At 68.2% G+C, this 19,561-nt stretch carries 17 protein-coding genes; 12 read left to right on the forward strand and 5 right to left on the reverse strand.

All coding sequences use genetic code 11. From position 1 onward, the window contains the following. On the reverse strand, positions 1-518 hold a 518-nt coding region (locus BUB20358_RS25750; RefSeq protein ID WP_174905138.1), incomplete at its 3' end, for an alpha/beta fold hydrolase. Positions 519-854: 336 nt separating this feature from the next. On the opposite strand from BUB20358_RS25750, the gene BUB20358_RS25755 reads away from it, so the two are divergent. The 6 genes from BUB20358_RS25755 to pqqE all read left to right on the forward strand — a co-directional run bounded on the left by BUB20358_RS25755 (position 855) and on the right by pqqE (position 6,329). Next, the gene (locus BUB20358_RS25755) at positions 855-2,852 is read left to right on the forward strand and encodes a sigma-54-dependent Fis family transcriptional regulator (protein ID WP_035975510.1); all 1,998 of its coding nucleotides are present in this window, start codon (positions 855-857) and stop codon (positions 2,850-2,852) included. 280 nt (positions 2,853-3,132) lie between these two features. Beyond that, positions 3,133-3,207 (forward strand): pyrroloquinoline quinone precursor peptide PqqA, encoded by a 75-nt coding sequence (gene pqqA, locus BUB20358_RS25760; RefSeq protein ID WP_006410019.1) that lies wholly within the window; start codon positions 3,133-3,135, stop codon positions 3,205-3,207. A gap of 63 nt (positions 3,208-3,270) precedes the next feature. Then, a complete protein-coding gene (pqqB, locus tag BUB20358_RS25765; protein WP_035975512.1) occupies positions 3,271-4,194 on the forward strand; it encodes a pyrroloquinoline quinone biosynthesis protein PqqB in 924 nt (307 codons plus the stop codon). A gap of 5 nt (positions 4,195-4,199) precedes the next feature. Then, entirely contained in the window at positions 4,200-4,919 is a 720-nt protein-coding gene (pqqC, locus tag BUB20358_RS25770; protein ID WP_006767107.1) for a pyrroloquinoline-quinone synthase PqqC, read from the forward strand. Then, positions 4,916-5,197 (forward strand): pyrroloquinoline quinone biosynthesis peptide chaperone PqqD, encoded by a 282-nt coding sequence (gene pqqD / locus BUB20358_RS25775; RefSeq protein WP_006767108.1) that lies wholly within the window; start codon positions 4,916-4,918, stop codon positions 5,195-5,197. Before pqqC ends, pqqD begins: the two co-directional genes overlap by 4 nt. Position 5,198: 1 nt before the next feature. Beyond that, positions 5,199-6,329, forward strand: coding sequence for a pyrroloquinoline quinone biosynthesis protein PqqE (gene pqqE / locus BUB20358_RS25780; RefSeq protein WP_006767109.1), 1,131 nt, complete (start codon positions 5,199-5,201; stop codon positions 6,327-6,329). Here pqqE and BUB20358_RS25785 read toward each other — a convergent pair. Then, positions 6,227-7,354 carry a DNA topoisomerase IB gene (locus BUB20358_RS25785; protein WP_045552347.1) on the reverse strand — a complete coding sequence of 376 codons (1,128 nt, stop codon included), beginning with the start codon at positions 7,352-7,354 and terminating at the stop codon, positions 6,227-6,229. The genes pqqE and BUB20358_RS25785 overlap by 103 nt on opposite strands. Before the next feature lie 360 nt (positions 7,355-7,714). On the opposite strand from BUB20358_RS25785, the gene BUB20358_RS25790 reads away from it, so the two are divergent. The 5 genes from BUB20358_RS25790 to BUB20358_RS25810 all read left to right on the forward strand — a co-directional run bounded on the left by BUB20358_RS25790 (position 7,715) and on the right by BUB20358_RS25810 (position 12,688). Then, positions 7,715-8,677, forward strand: a complete 963-nt coding sequence (locus BUB20358_RS25790) for an ABC transporter substrate-binding protein (protein ID WP_035975514.1) — start codon at positions 7,715-7,717, stop codon at positions 8,675-8,677. Positions 8,678-8,744: 67 nt separating this feature from the next. Then, on the forward strand, positions 8,745-10,259 hold the full coding sequence (locus BUB20358_RS25795; RefSeq protein WP_006767112.1) for a sugar ABC transporter ATP-binding protein: 1,515 nt from the start codon (positions 8,745-8,747) through the stop codon (positions 10,257-10,259). After that, complete coding sequence (locus BUB20358_RS25800) at positions 10,256-11,296, forward strand: ABC transporter permease (protein WP_035975516.1); 1,041 nt, start codon at positions 10,256-10,258, stop codon at positions 11,294-11,296. The genes BUB20358_RS25795 and BUB20358_RS25800 overlap by 4 nt, the downstream gene beginning before the upstream one ends. Next, entirely contained in the window at positions 11,293-12,384 is a 1,092-nt protein-coding gene (gene yjfF / locus BUB20358_RS25805) for a galactofuranose ABC transporter, permease protein YjfF (protein WP_035975518.1), read from the forward strand. Before BUB20358_RS25800 ends, yjfF begins: the two co-directional genes overlap by 4 nt. Positions 12,385-12,412: 28 nt before the next feature. Further along, a complete protein-coding gene (locus tag BUB20358_RS25810) occupies positions 12,413-12,688 on the forward strand; it encodes a hypothetical protein (RefSeq protein ID WP_035975520.1) in 276 nt (91 codons plus the stop codon). Between the two features lie 79 nt (positions 12,689-12,767). Here BUB20358_RS25810 and BUB20358_RS25815 read toward each other — a convergent pair whose 3' ends face one another. From BUB20358_RS25815 to BUB20358_RS25825, 3 genes are all read right to left on the reverse strand, one after another. Next, a complete protein-coding gene (locus tag BUB20358_RS25815; protein ID WP_006767114.1) occupies positions 12,768-15,125 on the reverse strand; it encodes a sensor histidine kinase in 2,358 nt (785 codons plus the stop codon). Beyond that, on the reverse strand, positions 15,118-15,951 hold the full coding sequence (locus BUB20358_RS25820) for a response regulator transcription factor (RefSeq protein ID WP_035975522.1): 834 nt from the start codon (positions 15,949-15,951) through the stop codon (positions 15,118-15,120). The genes BUB20358_RS25815 and BUB20358_RS25820 overlap by 8 nt, the downstream gene beginning before the upstream one ends. Before the next feature lie 1,039 nt (positions 15,952-16,990). Continuing rightward, complete coding sequence (locus BUB20358_RS25825; RefSeq protein ID WP_128567392.1) at positions 16,991-17,431, reverse strand: hypothetical protein; 441 nt, start codon at positions 17,429-17,431, stop codon at positions 16,991-16,993. Between BUB20358_RS25825 and BUB20358_RS25830 the strand changes: the two genes are divergently transcribed. Continuing rightward, on the forward strand, positions 17,415-19,561 hold a 2,147-nt coding region (locus BUB20358_RS25830; protein ID WP_302477272.1), incomplete at its 3' end, for an ESPR-type extended signal peptide-containing protein. The two genes, BUB20358_RS25825 and BUB20358_RS25830, sit on opposite strands and share 17 nt — an antisense overlap.

Raw genomic sequence — 19,561 nt, forward strand, 5'->3', positions numbered from 1 at the left:
AGGCGATCGGCGCCCGGTGCGCGCGCGGCGGCGACCCACTGCTGCCACGCGCGCGGCGCGCGCATGCGCGATCCGGCGAACAGACCGCGCATCTCGCGCGCGGACGTCAGGAACAGCCCGCGCAACACGACGCCCGCGACGCGCGAAGGATGCTGCCCGGCATATGCGAGCGCGAGCGCAGCGCCCCACGAGCCGCCGACGACGCCCCAGCGCGCGATCCCGAGATGCGCGCGCAGCGCATCGAGATCGCCGACCAGCCGCGCGGTGTCGTTGTGGCGCAGGCTGCCGCGCGGCGTCGACGCACCGGCGCCGCGCTGGTCGACCAGCACGACATGGGTTCGCGCGAGATCGAAGCCGCGCAGCATCGCGGGCCCGCAGCCGCTGCCGGGCCCGCCGTGCAGCACGACGACGGGCTGACCGAGCGGGTTGCCGGCTTCGAGCCACGCGATCGTGCATCCGTCGCGGGACAGGCGCCGGCGAACGGCGGTCGATGACGATCGGTCTGCTGGCTGCGTCATGTCGGTCGGAACGAAGTCGATGATAGACGGAATGCCGGAGAGGGCCGGCCGCGCAGCGAGCACGCGCGACGCGGCCGGACCCCGACGCGCGATGAAGCCAGAATCGCGCCAGCGACGATCGCGGTCGCGGACCGCCGCGCGGACGCGACCGCGATCGAGCGAGCGCGTCCACACGAACGCTGCCGCGTCATCGTTCTTGCAATTGCCTTTCGGTTGCGTGCCGCACGTACCGAAAGCACGTGAACTCGGCGCACCGCGGCGCTGATGGCCCGATGCTTGCTTATATAAACGGACAAAGTGTCCGGCGACCGACCGGAAAGGACCCCGGAGGAGACAATGCGCGATGACGTTCATCCGACGGCCGACGCACGAGCCCCGCAGGCGCCGGGCTGGCCGACACCGACGATCCAGAAGTCCCATCAGCGCTCGGAGACGTTCGGGCTGCACGCGTCCGCACGTCCCGACTACGACGTGCTGTCCGGCCCTGAGCTTGCGCTCAAGCGCGAGCAGAACCGCGTGCTGTGCGTGCACGCGATGCCGGTGATGGAGACGCTGCACGAGCAGATCGTCAATACGCAGAGCATGATCGTGCTGACCGATGCGGAAGGATTGATCCTGCATTCGATCGGCGACGACGACTTTTTGCGGCGCGCCGAGCGCGTCGCGCTGCGCCCCGGCGCGAACTGGGCCGAGAACCGGCAGGGCACCAACGCGATCGGCACCGCGCTCGCGGAGCTGTGTCCGATGGTCGTGCACGGCGATCAGCACTTTCTCGCGGCGAACCATTTCCTGACCTGTTCGAGCGTGCCGATCCTCGATCCTTACGGCGACGCGATCGGCGTGCTGGACGTGACCGGCGACCATCGCAGCTACCACCAGCACACGATGGCGCTCGCGAAGATGTCGGTGCAGATGATCGAGAACCATCTGTTCACGACGACGTTCCAGGAGACGCTGCAGGTGTCGTTCCACGGCCGCCCCGAATTCCTCGGCACGCTGATGGAAGGGATCGTCGCGTTCACGGCCGACGGCCGCTTCCTGTCGGCGAACCGCAGCGCGCAATTCCAGCTCGGAATGCCGCTGTCCGCGCTGCGCGCGCACACGCTGGCGTCGCTGTTCGACGTGACGAGCGCGCAGTTGATCGACCGCATGCGCGCAAGCACGGAGCCGCACGTGACGCTGAACCTCGGCAACGGCGCCGTCGTATGCGCGCGCGTGCAGTTCCGGCGCGCGTTGCGCGCGGAAGGCAGCCGTCCGGCCGAAGTGCACGACGGCGCCGCGCCGGCTGCGCGCGCGCCGGCCGCGCCGGGCTCGGCGACGCTGTCGCGGCTCAGCTATCTCGACACCGGCGATCCGCAGGTCGCCGCGGTGATCGCAAAGGTGCGCAAGGTGATCGGCAAGGACATTCCGGTGCTGATCACCGGCGAGACCGGCACCGGCAAGGAGCTGCTCGCGCAGGCGATCCACAACGATTCGCCGCGCCGCGACGGGCCCTTTGTTGCGGTCAACTGCGCATCGATACCGGAGACGCTGATCGAATCCGAGCTGTTCGGCTACGAGGAGGGCGCGTTTACCGGCGCGCGCCGCAAGGGCGCGACCGGCAAGCTGCTGCAGGCGAACGGCGGCACGCTGTTTCTCGACGAGATCGGCGACATGCCGTATCCGCTGCAGGTGCGGCTGCTGCGCGTGCTGCAGGAGCGCATCGTCAACCCGCTCGGCTCGACGAAGGCGATCGGCGTCGACATCGCGATCATCTGCGCGACGCACCGCGATCTGCGCGACATGATCGCGCAGAACCGCTTCCGCGAAGACTTGTACTACCGGCTCAACGGCCTCGTCGTGCGGCTGCCGCCGCTGCGCGACCGCACCGACCTCGCGGTCGTCGTGCAGAAGATGCTGCAGCGCGAGACGCTGTCGGGGCCGGGCCGCCGCCCGCTGAGCGTCGCGCCCGACGTGATGGCGCTGTTCGAGCGCTGCGCGTGGCCCGGCAACTTTCGGCAGCTCGCGAACCTGCTGCGTACCGCGGCCGCGATGGTCGACGACGACAGCGAAATCCGCCGCGAGCATCTGCCCGACGACTTCTTCGACGATCTGCGGCGCGACGATGCGACGGCCGAGGCCCGCGGCCACGTGCCGCGCCTGCCCGCCGCCGACGTGCCGATCGCGGCCGATGCGCGTCTGCAGGACGTGGCGGCGTCCGCGATCGCGGCGGCACTCGCGCGGCACGGCGGCAACGTATCGGCGGCGGCGCGCGCGCTCGGCGTGTCGCGCAACACGATCTACCGGAAGATGCCGGCCGCCGGGCCCGATGCGTGCCACACGGACGAACGCTGACGAGCGTGCTGCTGTGACACCGGTGTGTCAGCTTGCAACACCGGGTGTTCAAGGATTCAACAGTCGGGCCGTCGCGCCCGCGCCGCTCGGGTTGCCGTGTGGCGTTTCATGAAAGCTTTATGTACGGCATTCGTAAGGATGGGCGCGAAACCGCGACGCGGCCGGCGTCGCAGCGACGCGCGAACGTGCGTCGTCAACCCGGCATGCTCCTTGCTGAATGGTAGCGACCGCTCGATCGACGCGGTTCTTTCGACTCACGTACTCGACAAGGAGACACATCATGCAGTGGACGACCCCCGCCTATACCGACCTGCGCTTCGGCTTCGAAATCACGATGTACATCGCCAACCGCTGATCGCCCGTGCGACACCGCCCGCGTCGACATAGCCGGCGCGGGCGGCACCGGGAGCACACGCAGATGAAGATCAAGATACTCGGCTCGGGCGCCGGCGGCGGCTTGCCGCAGTGGAACTGCAATTGCGGCAATTGCCGGCGCGCGCGTGCCGGCACGGACGGCATCGTGCCGCGCACGCAGTCGTCGATCGCGGTCAGCGCGAACGGCGCGGACTGGGTGCTGATCAACGCGTCGCCGGATCTTCTCGCGCAGCTGCGCGCGGTGCCCGAGTTGCAGCCTGCGCGTGCGATCCGCGACAGCGGCATCGTCGCGGTCGTGCTGTGCGACGCGCAGATCGATCACGTGACCGGCCTGCTGATGCTGCGCGAGCGCACCGCGCCGCTGCCGCTGTATGCGAGCGAGCCGGTGCTCGACGACCTGTCGACCGGGCTGCCGCTCGTGCCGCTGCTCGGCCACTACTGCGGCGTCGACACGCACGCGATCGCGCTCGGCGAGCCGTTCTCGATACCGGGCGCGGACGGCATCGGCTTTACCGCGGTGCCGGTCGACAGCAGGCCGCCGCCTTATTCGCCGCGCCGCGCGGCCGCGACGGCCGGCGACAACATCGCGCTGCTGATCGAGGATGCGGCGAGCGGGCGCGCGGCGTTCTATGCGCCCGGCCTCGCGGCCGTCGACGACACCGTGCAGGCCGCGATGCGCGACGCGGATCTCGTGCTGGTCGACGGCACGTTCTGGACGGCCACGGAGATGATCGACCTCGGTCTGTCGTCGAAGCGCGCGGCCGACATGGGCCATCTCGCGCAGTGCGGCGACGGAGTCCGGCCCGGCATGATCGACCGGCTCGCCGCGCTGCCCGCGCGCACGCGCAAGGTCCTCACGCACATCAACAACACGAACCCGATTCTCGACCCCGATTCCGCGCCGCGCATGCAGTTGCGCGCGCACGGAATCGACGTCGCGTACGACGGTATGCAACTCGAGGTATGACCACGATGAACGCACCGCTTCCCGCTACCGCGCTGCACGCGACGCCCTGGAGCGCGCAGGAGTTCGAGGCGCACCTGCGCGCGCTCGAATCGCGCTATCACATTCATCATCCGTTCAACCGGCGGCTGAACTCGGGCGCGTGCTCGCCCGAGCAGATCCGCGGCTGGGTCGCGAACCGCTTCTACTACCAGATCAGCATTCCGCTGAAGGACGCGGCGATCCTGTCGAATTGTCCGGACCGCGACACGCGCCGACTGTGGGTGCAGCGGATTCTCGATCACGACGGACACGGCGGCGACGCAGGCGGAATCGAAGCGTGGGCGCGGCTCGGCGAAGCGGTCGGCATCCCGCGCTCGCAACTGTGGTCGCTCGAACGCGTGCTGCCCGGCGTGCGCTTCGCGGTCGATGCGTATGTGAACTTCGCGCGCCGCGCGCCGTGGCAGGAAGCCGTGTGCTCGTCGCTGACGGAGATGTTCGCGCCGCAGATCCACCTCGACCGGCTCGCGGGCTGGCCGTCGCACTACCCGTGGATCGACGCGGACGGGCTGCAGTATTTCCGCAGCCGCGTGCCGCTCGCGCAGCGCGACGTCGAGCACGGGCTCGCGGTGACGCTGCGCCATTTCACGACACCGGAAGCGCAACGACGAGCGCTCGACATCCTGTCGTTCAAGCTGGATGTCCTGTGGTCGATCCTCGATGCAATCGAAAAGGCGTATCCCGCATGAACTCCACCGACGCCGTCAGCGGCGTGCCGCTGCGCCCCTCGCTGAGGGGCATGTACCGCCTGCAGTGGGAGGCGGCCCAGGATGCGTACGTGCTGTTGTATCCGGAAGGGATGGTCAAACTCAATCCGAGCGCCGGCGAGATTCTCGCGCGCTGCGACGGCACGCGCGAGCTCGACGACATCATCGGCGAACTCGAGCGGTTGTTCAGCACGTCGGACCTCGCGTCGGACGTGTACCGCTTCCTCGATCACGCGCGGCTGCGCGGCTGGCTCGACTGACATGGCAGCCGATCCTACCCGGCCGTCGCCGTCCGTTTCGCCGCCGTTGTGGCTGCTCGCCGAGCTCACGTATCGGTGCCCGCTGCATTGCGCGTTCTGCTACAACCCGGTCGATTTCGCGTCGCACGGCGCCGAGCTCGATACCGGCACGTGGCGCACGGTGATTCGCGATGCGCGCGCGCTCGGCGCCGCGCAGATCGGCTTTTCCGGCGGCGAGCCGCTGCAGCGCGGCGACCTCGAGGCGCTGGTCGAGCATGCGCGTGCGCTCGGCTTCTACACGAATCTGATCACGTCGGGCATCGGGCTGAACGTCGCGCGCATCGGCCGGCTCAAGGCGGCGGGACTCGATCACATTCAGCTGTCGCTGCAGGACTCGACCCGCGAGCTGAACGACTTCCTGACCAGCACGCGCACGTTCGAACTGAAGCGCGACGTCGCGCGGCTGATCAAGTCGCACGGCTATCCGATGGTGCTGAACTGCGTGCTGCATCGCTACAACCTGCCGCACGTCGGCCAGATCATCGAGATGGCGCTCGATCTCGGCGCGGATTTTCTCGAACTGGCCAATACGCAGTACTACGGCTGGGCGATGCTGAATCGCGACCAGCTGATGCCGACTGCCGAGCAGCTGCGCGAAGCGGAGGAAACGGTCAACCGCTACCGCAAGCTCGTCGGCGACCGATGCAAGATCCTGTTCGTCGTGCCCGACTACTTCGAGCAGCGGCCGAAGGCCTGCATGAACGGCTGGGGTTCGGTGTTCCTCGGCGTCGCGCCGGATGGCACCGCGCTGCCGTGCCATGCGGCGCGCTCGCTGCCCGGCCTCGCGCTGCCGAACGTGCGCGACCGGTCGCTGAAGGAGATCTGGTACGACAGCGATGCGTTCAACGCGTTTCGCGGCGACGGCTGGATGCGCGATCCGTGCCGCACGTGCGACGAGCGGCACACGGATCACGGCGGCTGCCGCTGCCAGGCGTACATGCTGGCCGGCGATCCGGCGCAGGCCGATCCGGTGTGTGCGAAGTCCGCGCATCACGGCCGCGTCGAGCAGGTCGTGCAATTCGCGCGACGCACCGAGCGGCGCGACGAGCGGCCGCTGATCTTCCGCAGCGCGGCGAACTCGATCGCGTCGTGACCGGGCGCGCGCCGCGCCGCCAGCGCGAGCAACGCGGCGAACGCCGCTTCGTCCACGCGCAGACCTCGCGGCGTGCGCAGCACCTCGAGCGTATCGAGCGTGCCCGACTCGAATGCGTCGAGCACGGCCGGATGGATATAGCAGCGCCGGCAGACGGCCGGCGTGTTGCGCAGCATGTCGGCCACCGTCCGCACGGTTTCGACGATCTGCTTGCGTGCATGCGTGACGCCGCGATACGGCGTGCGCCGCAGCAGCGCGAGCGCCTGCACGCTGCCGGCCCACGTCCGGTAGTCCTTCGCGGTGAATTCCGCGCCGCCCGCGTCGCGCAGATAGTCGTTGACGTCCGACGAACCGACGGTATGGCGCTCGCCATGCTCGTCGACGTACTGGAACAGCTCGTGCCCGTGCAGTTCCGCGCAGCGCCGCACGATGCGGCTCACGCGCGGATCGTCGACGGTCACGTCGTGCTCGATGCCGCTCTTGCCGGTGAAGCGCAGCCGGACCTGCCCCGAACGAATCGTCACGTGCCGCTTGCGCAGCGTCGTGAGCCCGTACGACGCGTTCTCGCGTGCATATTCGGCGTTGCCGACCCGCGCGAACGTCGTGTCGAGCAGCCGCACGATCGTCGCGACGATCTTGTCGCGGGGCATGCCGGGCAGCGCGAGATCGCGTGCGACGTGCGCGCGGATGCGCGGCAGCGCCCGCGCGAACGCGGCCATCCGCGCGTACTTGTTCGCGTCGCGCGTTTCGCGCCACAGCGGGTGATAGCGGTATTGCTTGCGCCCGCGCGCGTCGCGCCCGGTCGCCTGCAGATGGCCGCGCGGGTCCGCGCAGATCCATACGTCCGTATACGCCGGCGGAATCGCGAGTGCGTTGATGCGGGCGATTTCGTCGGCGTCGCGGATGCGTTCGCCGTTCGGCTTGTAATACGCGAAACCGTTGCGCACGCGCCGGCGCGTGTAGCCGGGCTGCCGGTCGTCGACGTAGCGCAGCTTCACGGCGCCGCGGTCGTCGGTCGCCTTCATGCGGCGGCGCACCGGTCGGTCGGGGTAGCGGACACGGTTTCTCCTGTTCGTCGTTGCGATCGGCGCGCACGGCAGATCGCGCGCACGGTCCGGAGCCCGTAGCAAGTTTTGTGCGCCACGCCGCGCGTCGGTTTGCGCGGCTTAGGTGTTTATACGTATGCCGATATCGATATCGGCACAATCCAATATTTCATTGGAAGGTTATCGGACTTGTTCCTAGACTGATCCGGGGCGTGCATTCCCGGCCGGCGCGGCAGCGGCGGCCAGCGCAGCCCCGAACCGCGCTCGCGCCACGCAGAATCAGAACAGCGCAGGGCAGGCCGACGCCGCGGCATACAACGACATCATCGGAGACGGACCATGACATTCATCAGGAAGCTGGCGGCCGGTGCGATCGTCGCTGCGGCGACGCTGCTCGCATCCGGCGCGTACGCGCAGCAAAAGCCGATCACGCTCGGGTTTTCCCAGGTCGGTGCGGAGAGCGCGTGGCGCACCGCGAATACCGTGTCGATCAAGAGCGCGGCGAAGGACGCCGGCATCAACCTGAAATTCTCGGACGCGCAGCAGAAGCAGGAGAACCAGATTCGCGCGATCCGCTCGTTCATCGCGCAGAAGGTCGACGTGATCGCGTTCTCGCCGGTCGTCGAGTCGGGCTGGGAGCCGGTGCTCAACGAAGCGAAGGCCGCGCACATTCCGGTGATCCTGACCGATCGCGGCGTCGACGTGAAGGATCCGTCGCTGTACGTGACGATGATCGGCTCGGACTTCCTCGAGGAAGGCCGCCGCGCGGGCCACTGGCTCGAAGAGCGCTACAAGAACGACGCGGGCCCGATCAACATCGTCGAGCTGCAGGGCACGGTCGGCTCGGCGCCGGCCAACGATCGCCGCGCGGGCCTGCTCGAAGTGATCAAGAACAATCCGAAGTTCAAGGTGATCGCGTCGCAGAGCGGCGACTTCACGCTCGCCGGCGGCAAGCAGGTGATGGAAGCGTTCGCGAAGACCTACGGCAAGCAGATCAACGTCGTATACGCGCACAACGACGACATGGCGCTCGGCGCGATCCAGGCGATGGAAGAAGCCGGGATCAAGCCCGGCAAGGACGTCAGCGTCGTGTCGTTCGATGCGACGAAGGCCGGCTTCCAGGCGATGATCGCCGGCAAGATCAACGTCGACGTCGAATGCAGCCCGCTGCTCGGCCCGCAGCTGATGACCGCGGTGAAGGACGTCGTCGCCGGCAAGCAGCTGCCGAAGCGCATCGTGACGAACGAGACGGTGTTCCCGATGAACGTCGCGGCGCAAGTGCTGCCGACCCGCAAATACTGATGCCCGTGCGGGCGGCGGCGCGCGTTGCCGCCGCCCGGCGTCCGGTGTCCTCCACGATGGAGCGTCCATGACCCATTCGCCGGTGGTCGAGATGATCGACATCGACAAGACGTTTCCGGGCGTCAACGCGCTGCAGCGCGTGAGCTTCCGGCTGTTTCCGGGCGAGATCCACGCGCTGATGGGCCAGAACGGCGCGGGCAAGTCGACGCTGATCAACGTGCTGACCGGCGTGCATGCGCACGATGCGGGCGAGATTCGCGTCGGCGGCGCGCCGGTGCGTTTCGCGGCGCCGCGCGAAGCGGAGGCGGCCGGCATCCAGACGCTCTACCAGGAAGTGAACCTGTGCACGAACCTGTCGGTCGCGGAGAACATCTTCGCGGGCCGGCAGCCGATGCGGCGCGGCGCGATCGACTGGAAGACGATCCACGCGCGCGCGCGAGACGCGCTCGCCGAGCTCGACCTGTCGCTCGACGTCACGCGCTCGCTCGATGCGTATCCGATCGCGGTGCAGCAGATGGTCGCGATCGCGCGTGCCGTGTCGGTCGACGCGCGCGTGCTGATTCTCGACGAACCGACGTCGAGCCTCGACGACGGCGAGGTCGCGCGGCTGTTCGACGTGCTGCGCAGACTGAAGGCGTCGGGCATCGCGATCCTGTTCGTCACGCACTTTCTCGAACAGACCTATGCGATCTCCGACCGCATCACCGTGATGCGCAACGGCGAACGCGAAGGCGAATATCTGGCGCGCGATCTGCCGGTCGACGCGCTCGTCGCGAAGATGACGGGCCGCGAACGGATGTCCGACACGCTGCAGGCCGGCGCGGCGGCCGTCGCGCGCGACGCGGCCACGGCCGCGCCGTTTCTGTCGATGCAGCGCGTCGGCCGGCGCGGCATGATGAGCCCGCTCGATCTCGACGTGCGGCCCGGCGAAATCGTCGGGCTCGCCGGGCTGCTCGGCTCCGGCCGCACGGAAACCGCGCGGCTCGCGTTCGCGGCCGAGCGCACGGACACCGGCGCGATCGAGATCGGCGGCGCGCGGGCGCGGCTCGCGTCGCCGCACGACGCGGTGAAGCACGGAATCGCATATTGTCCGGAAGACCGCAAGAAGGAAGGGATCGTCGCCGCGCTGTCGATCCGCGAGAACATCGTGCTCGCGCTGCAGGCGCGGCGCGGCTGGTGGCGGCTGATCGGGCGCGCGCGCCAGCGCGAGATCGCCGACACGTACATCGAGCGGCTCGGCATCAAGGCGCGCGATGCCGAGCAGCCCATCGGACTGCTGTCGGGCGGCAACCAGCAGAAGGTGCTGCTCGCGCGCTGGCTCGCGACCGACCCGAAGCTGCTGATTCTCGACGAGCCGACGCGCGGCATCGACGTCGCCGCGAAGTTCGACATCATGGAGCGCGTGCTCGCGCTGTGCGCGAAAGGGCTCGCGATCCTGTTCATCTCGTCGGAAATCAGCGAAGTGGTGCGCGTGAGCCACCGGATCGCGGTGCTGCGCGACCGGCGCAAGGTTGCCGAACTGTCCGGCGGCGACGCATCCGAGGAACAGATCTACCGACTGATCGCCGGAGGCCAGTCATGACGCGGCTTCGCACGCTCCTTCGTCATCCGCTCGTGTGGCCGGTGCTCACGCTCGTGCTGCTGTTCGCGCTCGACGTCGCGCATCGGCCGGGCTTCCTGTCGATCTCGCTGCTCGACGGCCACCTGTTCGGCGCGCCGATCGACATCCTGAACCGCGCGGCGCCGCTCGTGATCGTGTCGCTCGGGATGACGCTCGTGATCGCGACCGGCGGAATCGACATCTCGGTCGGCGCGATCGTCGCGATCGCGGGCGCGGCCGCGGCGATCGTGCTCGACGCCGATCCGTCGCGCGTCGGCACCGCGCTCGCCGCCGCGCTCGCGGTCGGGCTGCTCGCCGGCGCGTGGAACGGCGTGCTGGTCGCGTTCGTCGGGATGCAGCCGATCATCGCGACGCTGATCCTGATGGTGGCCGGCCGCGGCATCGCGCAGCTGCTGACCGGCGGCCAGATCATTCCGATCGGCTCGCCCGGCTATCTGACGCTCGGCGGCGGCTATCTCGCGACGGTGCCGAACGCGGTGTGGATCGCGATCGCGGCGATCGTCGCGATCACGCTGCTGATGAACTGCACCGCGCTCGGCCTGTTCATACGCGCGATCGGCGTGAACCCGGTCGCGACGCGGCTCGTCGGGCTGCGCTCCGGCGCGGTCGTGTTCGGCGTCTATCTGTGCTGCGGCGTGATGGCCGCGGTCGCTGGGATACTCGCGAGTTCGAACGTGCGCAGCGCGGACGGCAACAACGCGGGGCTGCTGCTCGAGCTCGACGCGATTCTCGCGGTGACGCTCGGCGGCACGTCGCTGCTCGGCGGCCGCTTCAGTCTCGCCGGCTCGGTGCTCGGCGCGCTGATCATCCAGACCCTCACGTATACGACGTATTCGATCGGCGTGCCGCCCGAAGCGACGCTCGTCGTGAAGGCAATCGTCGTGATCGTCGTCACGCTGATCCAGTCGGATGCCGCGCGTGCGCTGGTCGTGCGGCACGCGTCGCGGCTCGTGTCCTTTGCGCGTGCGCGCACCACTACCGGAGCGACTTCGCGATGAACCGTTTCCTTGGCCGCCTCGCTGACCCGCGCACGCTGCCGATCGTCGTGACGATCGCGCTGTTCGCCGCGCTGTTCGGCTTTGGATCCGTGATGTACACGGGTTTCTTCTCGATGCAGGTGCTCACGGGGCTGCTCGTCGACAACGCGTTCCTGCTGATCGTCGCGATCGGAATGACGTTCGTGATCGTGTCGGGCGGCATCGATCTGTCGGTCGGCTCCGTCGTTGCGCTGACGACGATCTTCTGCGCGGTCGGCGCCGAGCGGCTGCACTGGCCGGTGTGGGTGATCGTGCCGCTCGTGCTCGCGTTCGGCGCCGCGTACGGTGCGGCGATGGGCGCGCTGATCCATTTCTTCCGGCTGCAGCCGTTCATCGTCACGCTGGCCGGGATGTTCCTCGCGCGCGGCGCGTGCTTCCTGATCACGACGCAGTCGATCACGATCAACGAGCCGACGTTTCATGCGATCGCGGGCATCAGTGTGCCGGTCGGCGGCGGCACGCTGAGCGCGGGTGCGCTGGTCGCGCTCGCGACGCTCGCCGTCGCGATCTACGTCGCGCATTTCACGCGCTTCGGCCGCAACGTGTACGCGATCGGCGGCAACGAGCGCTCGGCGCTGCTGATGGGGCTGCCGGTCGCGCGCACGAAGATCGGCGTCTATGCGCTGAGCGGCCTGTGTTCCGCGCTCGGCGGCGTCGTGTTCACGATGTACGTGCTGTCGGGCTACGGATTGCAGGCGCAGGGCATGGAGCTCGATGCGATCGCCGCGACCGTGATCGGCGGCACGCTGCTCACCGGCGGCGTGGGCTACGTGATCGGTTCGGTGTTCGGCGTCGGCATTCTCGGCACGATCCAGGTGCTGATCACGTTCGACGGCACGTTGAGCTCGTGGTGGACGCGGATCGTGATCGGCGCGCTGCTGTGCGTGTTCTGCCTGCTGCAGCGGATCATCGAGCGGCATGCGGCGCGGCGGCGCACCGGTGGCCCCGGCCTCGGCGCGCGTCGCCGCACGCCCGACGCCGCCGCGCCGGCGCGGCCGGCCGCAACCGGCGAGGACGCGGCGCTGGTATCGACGATGCGGCGCGTATAGCCGCGTGTCGTTTGGGGAGGGAGCAAGCATGAACCACGATGCCGCAATGCACGCCGATGCCGACGTGCTGTCCGCCGACACCGCTGCCGCGCCGATGCTCGACCTGAGCGACGCGCGCGACCGCCGGATCGTCGCCGACGCGCTGCGCACGCTGCTGCGCGAACGCGCGGAGGCGCTCGCGTTCGCGATGCGGGTCGCGGACGAACACGGCCGCCCGCGCCCGGATTCCGGCGAGTTCGGATTGACCGACATCATCCGCCTCGCGCGAGTCGTCGAGCAGGCCGATCGCCGGCGCGGCGTGTAGCTGCGATTCGCGGGCTTGCGTGTGCGTGGCCGCGCGTGCCGCGGCTCGCAGCGCCTCTTCGCCTCTTTTTGCTTCTTTGCTATCGCGCCGATCCGGTCGTGCCCGTGCGCGTATCGAACGGCGCATCGAACGACGATTCGGCGTCGCGCTCGCGTTTCAGCGATTCGGCGAGCGTCTCGATCGCGTGCAGATCGAGTGCATCGAGGTGCTGCCGCACGTCTTGCAGAAAGGCCGCATAACGCGGCTCGTCCGCATACTGGCCGAGCCATTCCTCGATATCGGTGAGGCGGCCTTCGCTGGCGAGCGCGCTCAGCTCGTCGAGCGCATCGGCGGGCGGGCTCGGCATCGCGGGCGGCATCGGCTGCGGGTCGGCCGCGCCGACCGCGCGCAGCTGCCGCACGAGCCCCGACGGCGGCACGACTGCATGGCCGAGGGCCGGCGCGGCGATCCGGAACGAGAACGACGTGCCGACGCCGGGCTTGCTGGACACGGTCAGTTCGCCGTGCATCGCGCGCACGATCCGCTGCGCGATGAACAGGCCGAGCCCGGTTCCGCCGTTCACCGCCTGCACTTGCTGATACGCGCGGAAGATATCGGTGGTCTTCGCCATGTCGATCCCGATGCCGGTATCGGCGACCTCGAACTGAATCTGCCAGCGATCGCCGTCGCGCGTCGCGTCCACGGACAGCGTTACCGTGCCGTTGCGCGTGAATTTCGACGCGTTCGACAACAGGTTCAGCAGCACCTGCTGCAGGCGGATGCCGTCGATCGACACCGTGCGCGGCAGCGCCGTCGTCGGCCGATAGACGAAGCGGTTGTCCTGCTGCGCGCACAGCGCGATCGCATAGTCGCCGATGTCGGCGAGCAGCGCGGGCAGGTCGGTCGTATCCGGCGAGATCCCGAGCGGCTGCAGTTCGGCCTTCGTGTATTCGAGCAGCTCGTCGATCAGCGCGAGCTGATAGCGGATGCTGCGATCGATCGAGCGGATCAGCCGTGTCTGGCTTCGCGACGCCGTCTGCAGCAGCAGCTTCGCGTAGCCGTTGATCGTCGACAGCGGCGCGCGCAAATCGTGGCTCACGTAGCCGAGCGTCTCGATCTTCTGCTGCATGTGCGTGTTGACCTGCTGCAGCGCGTCGTTCAGCGCGACGGTGCGTTTGGCGACCTCGTCGCGCAGCCTGTCCTGCTCGGTGAGCTGCAGATGCTCGAGCCGCTTTCGCGCTTCGGTACGCTGGCGGCCGACGTGGTTGATCCACGCGGCGAGCACGACCAGATGCGTCGCGAGGCCGATGATCGCGATGACCGGGTTCGGGAAAACGTCGGACCGCACCCAGTGCAGCAACGGCGGCAGCGCGTCGCGTCCGTCGAGCATGCGGACCACGACGTTGAACGTCGCGAACGTGACCGCGATCAGCATCACGCGGCCGGTCGGCGTGCGGCGGATCACGAGCATCAGTGCGCAGCCGATGTTGACGATGCCGAGCACGGTGTTCAGCCGCAGACAAAATTGCGTGAAGCTCAGCAGATCGCCGAACGCGGTGCCGACGATGCCGACGCATTCGAGCGCGAGGAACGCCATGTACACGGCGCGCAGCGGCATCCACGCCTTTTCGCGGCGCGCGACCATCAGGATGAACGCGATGAAGCACGCGATCGCGAGATACGCGGACACGATTTCGCCGCGCGCGACCCATTCGCGCATGCCGGGCGCGACATACATCGCGATATAGCCGCGGTACGCAGCTTCGAACAGCGCGGTGCCCAGGCTCAGCACCGCGAGCACGTGAAACAGGCCGCTGCGCGAAAAGAAGCCGATCAGCAGCGCACACCATACGAGCGCGAGCAGCCCGCCGAAGAAACCGAAATTCCACATCGCCGCGCGCAGTTCGTGCGCGTTCCACGCTTCACGCGTGTACGCGAGCGGCGCGAGCCGCATTTCCTTGCGCGAAGCGACGCGGATCAGCACGGCGGCGCGCCCGCCGGCAGGCAGCGTCACGTCGAGCGTCGGGTAGCGGGAAAGCGGGCGGTGCGCGTCGCTTTCGTCGGGGAAGCGGCTCGCGAGCGTCCATGTGCCGTCGCGGTCGATATAAAAGTCCGCGCGATCGACGCGCGCGTCGCGAAGCGCGAGCACCAGCGCGCGCGGCACGCTGTCGCGGTTCACGAGCGTCGCGCGGACCCACCACGCGGAGCGCGAGAACTCGACGTTGAACGACGGGCGCGCCGCCGCGGCGGACTCGCGCGACAGCGTCGCGAGCCGGGCGGCGACGTCGTCGACGGACATCGTCGTGCTGCGATCCTCGAAGAGCGATACCGCTTCGAGCTGCGCGGGATCGTTCGCGGCGACGGCGGCGTGCGCGGCGGTGCACGCGACGAACCACGTCAGCAGCAGAAGCAGGACGGCGCGACCGCTCGACGCGCATGCCGCGCGCAGGCTACGCATCGCCGTGCGGTTCCGTGTGCCGGGCGGCCGGTTCGGCGGCGACGCGCTGGCGTCGCCAGTCGGTCGGCGTGATGCCGAAACGCTCGCGAAACGCGGTCGCGAAGTTGCCGGGCGTCGAGAAGCCGATTTCCTCGGCGATGTCGCCGATCCCCATCGACGTCTCGGCGAGGAACTGCATCGCGATGCGCAGACGCGTGTCGCGCAGATACTCGAACACGGTCTGGCCGAGATTGTCGCGGAATGCGCGCGACAGCCGCTTCTCGTGCGTGCCGACCTGCTTCGCGAGATCCTCGAGTGCGGGCGGATTGCGCAGGTCGCGCAGCAGGATCTCGCTCGCCGCACGCACGATCGACGCGTCCGGGTGGTCGGGCAGTTCGGGCAGATGCGCAAACGGCTGGCTGCGCCGCGCGCGCTTCAGGTGATTGCGGATCCGCGCAATGACTTCGGCCGGCTCGAACGGCTTGACGATGTAGTCGATCGCACCGGTTTCGAGGCCGGCGAGGCGGTTCTCGAGATCGCCGGCCGCAGTCAGGATGATGACGGGAATCGCGTGCGTGGACGGCGTCGACGCCAGCAGCCGGCACGCGGCGAAACCGTCCATGCGCGGCATCCGCACGTCCATCAGGATCAGGTCCGGCGCGATTGCCTGCGCGCGATGATAGGCCTGCAGCCCGTCGAACGCGACGCTGATTCGGCAGCGCGCCGATCGCAGGATCTCGGTCAGCAGGCGCAGATCGTTCGGACGATCGTCGACGACCAGAATATGGGCGCCAACGAGGTCCGGCGTGGCAGGCAGCGACGCCGGGCTGGACAAGCGGGATGACATGGTTGCGGACGCGTCGGGGGAGGTAGGCCGGATTGAACGAAAAGCATCGGTATCTGCGCGATTGTTGCGAAAAATTATATGACGGCAACCGCGCGGGTGTGCGGATTTCATACGTCCGGTAGGGACTTGTTCGGATACGCGACGTGCGGTTCGCGGCCGCGACGGACCATCGATACGAAACGGGGCGGGAAAACATGCCGATCGGCGCCGGAGAATTCCGGTCGTTATTTCCGTTTTATTGCGCGGCAATTCCTGTGTGGCCCAATCGATGAATTTCGCCTGCAAGTATCGGAAATCGCTAAATCGGCGTGAATCGAATGCTTGAATTCGTTTCGATGACGGGTGAGCTTTTATCGAATGCCGTTCGAAATTGCTTTGAATGGAAATCGAAAAAGACGCCGAAATGTATGAATGTAAATATCATCCTTTCCGGAAAAGAATTTGTCCGCTCCGGAAAAGATTAAACCGTCCGAACGCTTGCACACTAGGCCTCACGCGGCTGAGGGAGACTCCCCGCCGGAGCCGATTCACGCAAGTGTCTCGCTGTCGTCCCGTCTGCCATGCCGGAGTCAATGTGACATTGAATAATGACATTGTCGGGCGATGATGGCGACGGAGAATTCGAATAACAGGCACGAGGTAAAAAAAGTTTCATGATTCGCGTATTGCGTTGCGCTACGGAATAAGACGAGACGATACGAAGTTGGTTCAAAAGCGGTACGCAACGTAAGAAAAAATACCGAAGAAATTCGATCGCTTAATCGTTTTGAAGGGGTCGTTCGGCAAACGACGGGGGTTCCCGATTTCCGGAAAACCGTCCGGCCGCCGAACGGAGAGTGTGAGTGACTTCGCGTCAACGGCCTGGCAGCCCGATGGGTTCGGGGCGAGCGCGCGCGGTGCTCTCTCGAATCAGGCGGGGCACGAAAAATATGAGCACGACAGGCATGGCAGATCAGAGGACCGGGGCGATCGAACCGGTGTCCGCCGTCAGCGTCCGCGATCCCGCGGCGCATGCGTCAGCCCTGCGCATCGCACGACGTCATCCTCCTCCTGAATGAAACAGGCGCGCCGTCCGGATGCCGGACGGCGGCCGTCCACCAGCGTCGACACGACGCCTTCCGATTGACATCCGAGGTCGTTCCAGCGCCGGCGCGACGCCGCTCGCGCGAACGTTTGCGCGCTGCGACATCCGTCGCCGCGCCGCGTTGCGAACGACCTCGACGTCCACGATTCGATAGCCGGCGATCTGCGTCGCGCATCGTGCCGCGTCGGCACGCGCGGCGTTCGATCGCCCGGACGATCGCGCGGGAAGGCGCTCGAGCGGCGCCCCACGATTTTGTTTAGCGGCACGAAGCGAGTAACGGAGCGTCGCGACGCGAGCGAACACGAGGCCGGATACGGGTTCGCTTGCTGCCGCGTGCGCTGTTGCGTGATCCAGCACATGAGAACCGAGGGAATACACGATGAACAAGTCGTTCAAGTCGATCTGGAACGAGGCACTGGGCGCCTGGGTGGCGGCGTCGGAGCTCGACCGCGCGCGCGGCAAGCGCGTTGCGTCGTCGAGAAGCGCGGCCGCGCATTGCGCTGACGCCGGCGGCGCCGCGAGCACCGCATCGCCGGGGCTGTCGCCGCGGCACATCGTCATCGCGATGGCCGCTGCGTGTCTCGGGCTGTTTCACGCGGGCGCTCATGCGCAGTATTCCGCGGGCGGCGGTTCCGCGACCGGCGGCGCGAGTTCGACGGCGGTCGGCAACGGTGCGGTCGCCGCGCAGGTGAACGCGACCGCGTACGGCAACCTGTCCACGGCGGCCGGCCTTTCGTCGACCGCGTTGGGGCCGGGCGCGCATGCGATGGGAGACGGCTCGACCTCGATCGGCATCAATTCGCAGGCGACCGGCGTGAATACCGTGTCGATGGGCGTGCAGGCCATCGCGTCCGGCGACTACTCGGTCGCGCTCGGCAATCAGACGCAAGCCACGCAAGTCGGGACGGTGGCGCTCGGCAGCGGGGCGACCGCGAACGGCGCATCGTCGATCGGGCTCGGAAACAACGCGGTCGCGTCCGGTCAGTATGCGGCCGCGCTCGCGCTCGGATCGCTTGCCACGGGGGCGCAGTCGGTCGCGCTCGGTTATGCGTCGCATGCGACCGATACGGGTGCGGTGGCGCTCGGCAACCAGGCGACCAGTTCCGGCGCGGCCGCCGTGTCGGTCGGCAGCGGCGCGCTCGCCTCCGGCAATTCCGGTGTCGCGATGGGCGTCAACAGCGGCGCGAAGGGTACCAGCTCGATCGCGATCGGCTGGGGCGGCACCGCGGGCGTGCCCGGTTCGGGCACGCAGGCGCTCGGCACCAGTTCGATCGCGCTCGGCTCGAATACGTCGGCGGGCGCCGACAACGCGCTCGCGTTCGGCCTGAACGCGAACGCGTCCGGGCTCAGCTCGGTCGCGATGGGCGTTCAGTCGACCGCGACGCAGCAGTTCAGCGTCGCGCTCGGCAATCTCGCGCGGTCGACCGGCATTTCGGCGACGGCACTCGGGCCGGGGGCGACCGCATCGGCGACCAACGCGACGGCGATGGGCATCAACAGCGTCGCGGGCGCGGCGTCGACCGTCGCGATCGGCGACAGCAACTCGGTCGCCGCCGCCGCCGGCGGCGGCTCGATCGCGGGCGGCAGCAATTCGAAGGTGCTGGCGGGCACCGGCGCGGTCGCGCTGGGTGCCGGCCAGACCGTGAGCGGCGACGGCGCGGTCGCGATCGGCGACCCGAGCACCGCGATCGGCACCGGCGCGGTCACGATGGGTTCGAACAACACCGCGAACGGCACCGGCGCGGTCGCGATCGGCAACACGAACAACGCGCAAGGCACGGGCTCGCTCGCACTCGGCAGTACGTCGACGGCCGCAGCCGCCGGCGCGGTCGCGTTCGGCGCGTCGGCCATCGCGAACAATGCAAACGACGTCGCGCTCGGCTCCGGCTCCGTGACCGCCGCACCGGTGCCGACGGCCAGCGCGACGATCGGCGGCGCGACGTACAACTTCCAGGGCATCAATCCGACCAGCGTCGTCAGCGTCGGCGCGAGCGGCGCCGAACGGCAGATCACGAACGTCGCCGCCGGCCAGATCTCGCGCACGAGCACCGACGCAATCAACGGGTCGCAGCTCTACGCGACGAATCTGGCGGTCGATTCGCTGTCGACGTCGACGACGTCGAGCATCACGTCGTTGTCGACGGCCACGTCGTCGAGCATCGGGTCGCTGTCGACGGGCCTGAGCACGACGAACAGCAACCTGACTTCGCTGTCGACGTCGACGTCGACCATCGCCGGTTCGCTGTCGACCAGCATCGGCTCGTTGTCGACGGCGACGTCGTCGAGCATCAATTCGTTGTCCACCGGGCTGAGCACGACGACGAGCGGGCTGACGTCGCTGTCCACCGCGACGTCGTCCACGATCGGTTCGTTATCGACCGCGACGTCGTCGAGCATCGGTTCGCTGTCGACCGGCCTGAGCACGACGAACAGCAGCGTGACGTCGCTGTCTACGGCAACGTCGACGAGCATCGGCTCGCTGTCGACCACGATCAGCTCGATCACGAACAACAACACGAACCTCGG

It is taken from the genome of Burkholderia dolosa (assembly GCF_902499135.1).
In the GTDB taxonomy this organism is placed as follows: domain Bacteria; phylum Pseudomonadota; class Gammaproteobacteria; order Burkholderiales; family Burkholderiaceae; genus Burkholderia; species Burkholderia dolosa.